The following is a 5,872-nucleotide window of genomic DNA, read 5'->3' on the forward strand; positions in this document are numbered from 1 at the left end:
AGGATCGTCCACTGCAGGTCCGACTCCCGGAGATGGGCATCCGCGGCGGCCTTGGCCTGGGCGTACGGGAAGAACGGATCGTCCTCGGGCACCCCGTGGTCGGTGCGGGCCCCGTCATAGGAGATCATGACGTACCTCTCGACGCCCTCCTCCGCGGAGGCGTCCATGGAGCGGATCGCCGCGTCGCGGTCGACCGCGTAGGTGCGGTCGGCGCTCCCGCCACCGGCGCCGGCGGCCCACACCACGGAGCCGCTGTCGCGCAGCACCTCCCGCAGGCCCTCCACGTCGAGCGTCTCGACATCCGCGACGACGGGAGTCGCGCCCACCTCGCGGATGTCATCGGCCTGGTCCGGATTCCGGATGACGGAGTTGACCTGGGCACCCGCCTCCGACAGGATCCGGGCGGCGCGGAGGGCGACCTTGCCGTGGCCGCCGATGATGGTCACAGGGCGTTCGATACTCATGGCCTCCGTTGTACTCCTCCGCCCCGCTCCGTGCGCCTCCTCGGTGGCGTGGCGCGGGACCGTGGCCGGCACCCCGCCACCCGAGACGCAGCTCACATTTCGGGGACCTCCCGGCCCGATCCGGTCACAACTCCACAACGACACGCCGGAGGCGCCCGTGTGGGTTCGCGTCGTGTCGGACCCGGCGTGCATCATGTGCACATAAGCCGGTGCTCACCGGTACACCCCCAGTTCTGTCTCGGAGTCACGCATGTCCTTGTCCCGGTCCGGGTACCTCTCGCGCTCGGCGGCGCAGGTCCCCCTCGTCTTCCTCGCCGGGCTACTCGCCCTCCTGCTCATCGCGACCGGATGCACCATCCCCGTCCCCACGGGTTCGGCCGGGGAGACCACCCCGACCGAGACGTCTCAGGCTCCGGTTCCGGCGACACTCCAGGTCACCCCGGTCGACGGGGCCACGGAGGTCGCCGTGGTGGACGGCGTCCGGGCCCGGGTCGAGAACGGTTCCCTGACCGAGGTGGTCCTCACCAACGACGCGGGCAAGGAGATCGAGGGCGAGTTGTCACGGGACGCGACCTCGTGGGAGCCGGCGGTCACCCTCGGGTACGGGCGCACCTACACCCTGGACGTCACCTATCGGGGTGCGACGGGGGGCCCGAGGACCGACACTCGCACGTTCACCATGGCCAATCCTCAGTCCATCATCAGCCCCACACTGGTCACCCCGGGCGGTGGCGCACTGGAGTCGGGCCGGGAGTACGGCGTCGGGATCATCGTGGGCGCCAGATTCGATCAGCTGGTGGCCGACCGCGCCACCGTGGAGAAGCACATGACGGTCACCACCGAGCCCGCGGTCGAGGGCAACTGGTTCTGGCTCGACGACACCACCGCGCACTGGCGCCCGAGGGACTACTACGCCACCGGCACCCGGGTCCACGTGGACCTGGACACCGAGGGCCGGAACCTCGGCGGCGGCCAGTGGGGCGGAGAGGGCGCGGAGGTCGACTTCACCATCGGTGACCGACGGGTGGCCATCGCCGACGACGTCACCAAGACGGTCTCGGTGTTCCACAACCAGGAGCTGGTCAAGACCATGCCCACGTCGATGGGCAAGGGCGGGTGGGCGACCTACAACGGTGTGAGCATGCACTTCTGGACCCAGCGGGGCGTCTACACGGTCCTCGACAAGGCCAGCTCGGTGCTCATGGACTCGTCGACCTACGGTCTGCCGCTGGACGTCGGCTACAAGGTGACCGTCGACCACGGGGTCCGTCTCACCAACGAGGGCATCTACTTCCACGCCCTCGCCTCGTCGATGTGGGCCCAGGGCAACACCAACGTCTCGCACGGATGCCTCAACCTCTCCCCGGACGACGCGTCCTGGTACTTCGACCAGGCGGTCGCCGGGGACATCGTCGAGGTCCGCAACACCGGCGGCCCGGAGCAGGGGATCTGGCAGAACGGCGACTGGGCTGTTCCGTGGAGCACCTGGCAGAAGGGTTCCGCCGACTGAGGGGCCGGTCGACACCGTTGCCGGTCGGATGGTCGGCACGCTAATTTTGCCCGATGGAGCCCCGCACACCCCGGACCCGCCTGCCCGGAGTCTCGATCGGCCACTGGACGGACCCGTCGGCGATTACGGGGTGCACGGTGGTGCTCCTCCCCGAGGGGGCGGTGGCCTCACGAGAGGTGCGCGGTGGCGCCCCGGCGACCCGCGACCTCGACGCACTCGCCCCCGACAAGGCCGTGACCTCGATCGACGCGGTCCTCCTCACCGGCGGATCGGCGTTCGGCCTGGCCGCCGCCGAGGGGGTGATGCGGTTCCTCGAGGAGGCCGGGCGGGGCGTGCCCACTCCCGGTGGACGCGTCCCGATCGTGCCGACCCTGGCGCTGTTCGACCTCGGGGTCGGCGACCCGAAGGTCCGGCCGACGGCGGAGGACGGCTACTCCGCCGCGGTCGCGGCGAGCGGGCCGCGGTTCGAGGTGGGGCAGCTCGGTGCGGGGACCGGGGCGTTCACGTCGCAGTGGCGCGGGGTGGAGAACCTCCGTGCGGGCGGGATCCGGTACGCGGAGAGCACACTGGGCGACCTGGTCGTGGGGGCGCTGTGCGCGGTGAACGCCTACGGGGACGTCGACCCGGGCGGCACCGAGGTCGACCTCGACAGTGTCGCGAACCTGGTCCCGCCGTTCGACTACACCTCCGATCGGGTCCACACCACCATCGGAGTGGTGATGACCAACGCGAGGTTGGACAAGACCGCGTGCTTCGTCGTCGCACAGGGCGCCCACGACGGGCTCGCCCGGGCGCTGACTCCGCCGCACACCCGGTACGACGGTGACGGTTTCGTCGCCGTGGCCACCGGCGAGGTGGCCGCCGACGTCGACACGGTCCGCCTGATGGCGCTGGACGCCGTCTCCCGGGCGATACGCTCCGCCGGCCACTGACACGCCCGGCGACGCCACACGCCGGAACGGAGTCGACATTTCCGGCGATGGGCGGGACAATCGGTAGTCACCCCGGGCACCGGCCCGTGGGCGACCCCGACGAAAGCGCAGGAGCACCTCCAGTGAGCCGAGCCGATACACCGGCCCGATCTATCAGCCCCCTTCTCGGAAGGGGGAACACCGGATGAGTATCGCGCTCTCACTACTCGTCGGAGTCGTGGTGGTCCTGGCGATCACCGCGCTCACGGGCTACTTCGTGGCCCAGGAGTTCGCGTTCATGGCCGTCGACCGCTCCCGGATGGGGGCCGCGGCGGAGAAGGGCGACCCGGCGGCGGCACGCGTCCTCGGCGTGACCAGACGAACATCCTTCATGCTCTCGGGCGCCCAGCTCGGTATCACCGTCACCACCCTGGTCGTCGGTTACGTGGCCGAACCGCTCATCGGCCGCTCGATCGGCGAACTCCTCGGCCTGGCGTCCGTGCCGCAGGGAGTCGGCGTGGTGGTCGGCACGGTGCTGGCACTGCTCTTCTCGACGGTCGTGCAGATGATCTTCGGCGAGTTGGTGCCCAAGAACCTGGCCATCGCCAAGCCGGAGCCGGTCGCACGTTGGCTGGCCCGGTCCACCACGATCTACCTCGCTCTGTTCGGCTGGCTCATCGGTCTGTTCGACAAGGCGTCCGAGGCGCTGCTCAAGGCCGTCGGTATCGAGCCGGTGCATGACAAGGAGCACTCCGCCACCGCCCGCGACCTGGAGCACATCGTCGCCGAGTCCGAAGAGACCGGCGAGTTGTCCGAGGAGCTCAGCGACCTGCTGGACAGGATGCTCGACTTCCCCGGACAACCCGCCGAGCACGCCATGATCCCGCGGAGCCGCACCGATGTGGTCCGCGCGGAGGACACGGTCAACGAGGTCCTGTCCAAGATGGCCACCGGCCACACCCGCTACCCGGTCGTCGGCGACGACTCCGACGACGTGATCGGCATCGTGGACCTCCACGACCTGCTCTCGGTGTGCGACGACGACCAGGCCGATCTCACCGCGGTGTCCGCCCTGATGCGGGCGCCGATCATCGTGCCCACCTCCCTGCCCCTGCCGGAGGTGGCCGCCCGCCTGAGCGCCGAGAAGTCGGAGATGGCCGTGGTGGTGGACGAGTACGGCGGCTTCGCCGGTGTCGTGACGATGGAGGACATGGCAGAGGAGATCGTCGGCGAGATCGCGGACGAGCACGATCCCCAGCTCGCCGCCGGGACCCCGGTCAGCGAGGGTCTGGGCTGGCTCCTGTCCGGCGACACCCATCTCGACGAGGTGGAACGCCTGCTCGAGATCACCCTGCCCGAGGTGGACGCCGAGACGCTCGGCGGTCTCGTGGTCGAGACGACCGGTGACCTGCCCGAGCTGGGCGACCGTGTCGACATCCCCCTTCCCGACACGGACGTGTTGGAGGAGTTCTCCGCGGACCGGGTCCTCCGGACCGAGGTGCGCCGGATCGAACGACGCGTGCCGGCCGAACTGCACGTCGTGGTCGAGGAGGCCGCGCGATGAACCCCACCACCACCCTGCTCGCCGCCGAGGCCGGATCGGGCCTCATGAGCAACCCGCTCGTCGTGGTGCTCGCCACGATCGTCCTCATCGCGGCGTCCGCGTTCTTCGTCGCCGTCGAGTTCTCGCTGATCTCCGCGCGTCGCCACCGCCTCGAGGACGCGGCGGCGTCGAGCGCCTCCGCCCGGGCCGCCCTGCGCAACGCCTCCGAGCTCACGCTCCTGCTGGCGGGATCCCAACTCGGGATCACGCTGTGCGCACTGGCGCTCGGCTCCATCACCAAGCCCGCTGTCCACCACTGGCTCACCCCGGTGTTCGCCGGCTGGGGCCTGCCCTACTGGACGGCCGACGTCATCGCGTTCGTCATCGCCCTGCTCATCGTCACGTTCCTGCACCTCGTGGTGGGCGAGATGGCTCCCAAGTCGTGGTCCATCACGCACCCCGAGTACTCGGCCACGCTGTTGGCGATACCGATGCGGGGCTTCCTCTGGATCACCCGCCCGCTGCTGGTGATGCTCAACACCCTCGCCAACCGGATCCTCCACCGGATCGGGGTGGAGACCCGCGACGAGGTGGCCTCCGGGCAGGACGCCGACTCCCTGAGGGAGCTCGTGCGCCACTCCGGTGAGGCCGGCACGCTCGACGACACCCACCACCGGCAGCTGCTCAACGCACTGGAGCTGCAGGAGCTCACCGTCGGTGACCTGCTGGGCGAGCGCGGCGTGGACACCCCCGCCACACCGGAGGAGATGTCCTCGGTCGACGTGGACGCCTCGCCCGAGGAGATCCGCGAGACGGCCCGCCGCACCGGTCACCTGCGCCTGCTGGTGATGGACAGCGACACCGCGGTGGGCGTGGTGCACGCGCGGGACGCGATCAACATCCAGTCGGCGGCCACGGCGCGGGAGCTCATGCGGCCGAGCCTGTCCCTCGAGCACGATCTCTCGGTGGCCGAGGCGTTCCGCCGGATGCGTGAGGCGCGGGCACACCTCGTCGTCGTCGAACAATCCGGCGGCCACCCCGGCACCCACGTCTCCGAGGTCAGGGGGGTCCTCACGCTGGACGACGTGGTGCGGCGCCTCCTGCCCGTGACCTCCGTGTAGGCCGGGGGCTGCGGGTCGGGGACCTGTGGGCCGGGGGCTGCCGGCCGGGGGGTCGGGGGCCTGCCGGCCGGGGTCAGAACAGCCCGATCACCCTGAGCAGGCCCCACAGCGCGAGCCCGGCCATGCCGATCAACACCAGCAGCATCAGACCCACCGCGCCGACCGCGCGGAGCAGGTAGCCGCGGGCGTCGGTGTCCACGCGCCTGCCCTCGGCGATGGTCCGGTCCACCAGGCGCAGGTTCTTGGACGTGGCCTTGTGCGCGGCGTCCGCCACGTCGCCCACGAAGGGGATCACGCCGAGCACCGCGTCGACGAGGTAGTTC

6 protein-coding genes are annotated in these 5,872 nt (G+C 70.5%); 4 read left to right on the plus strand and 2 right to left on the minus strand.

Going from position 1 to position 5,872, the window contains the following annotated elements; genetic code table 11:
- Positions 1 to 464, minus strand: a 464-nt coding sequence (locus G6021_RS08510; RefSeq protein WP_241736479.1) for an NAD(P)H-binding protein, incomplete at its 3' end; no start/stop codon positions are given.
- A 250-nt stretch (positions 465 to 714) separates the two neighbouring features.
- Between G6021_RS08510 and G6021_RS08515 the strand changes: the two genes are divergently transcribed.
- The 4 genes from G6021_RS08515 (at position 715) to G6021_RS08530 (ending at position 5,549) form a co-directional block, all read left to right on the plus strand.
- The gene (locus tag G6021_RS08515; RefSeq protein ID WP_182641059.1) at positions 715 to 1,974 is read left to right on the plus strand and encodes an Ig-like domain-containing protein; all 1,260 of its coding nucleotides are present in this window, start codon (positions 715 to 717) and stop codon (positions 1,972 to 1,974) included.
- A gap of 53 nt (positions 1,975 to 2,027) precedes the next feature.
- Entirely contained in the window at positions 2,028 to 2,906 is an 879-nt protein-coding gene (locus G6021_RS08520; RefSeq protein ID WP_182641060.1) for a P1 family peptidase, read from the plus strand.
- Between the two features lie 184 nt (positions 2,907 to 3,090).
- Positions 3,091 to 4,449: a hemolysin family protein gene (locus G6021_RS08525; RefSeq protein ID WP_179523670.1), complete on the plus strand. Its 1,359-nt coding sequence runs from the start codon at positions 3,091 to 3,093 to the stop codon at positions 4,447 to 4,449.
- 44 nt (positions 4,450 to 4,493) lie between these two features.
- Positions 4,494 to 5,549, plus strand: a complete 1,056-nt coding sequence (locus tag G6021_RS08530) for a hemolysin family protein (RefSeq protein ID WP_182641062.1) — start codon at positions 4,494 to 4,496, stop codon at positions 5,547 to 5,549.
- 73 nt (positions 5,550 to 5,622) lie between these two features.
- Here G6021_RS08530 and G6021_RS08535 read toward each other — a convergent pair.
- On the minus strand, positions 5,623 to 5,872 hold a 250-nt coding region (locus G6021_RS08535), incomplete at its 5' end, for a DUF4112 domain-containing protein (RefSeq protein WP_182641061.1).

Origin of the sequence: Dietzia sp. CW19 (genome assembly GCF_014145265.1) — a bacterium.
In the GTDB taxonomy this organism is placed as follows: domain Bacteria; phylum Actinomycetota; class Actinomycetes; order Mycobacteriales; family Mycobacteriaceae; genus Dietzia; species Dietzia natronolimnaea.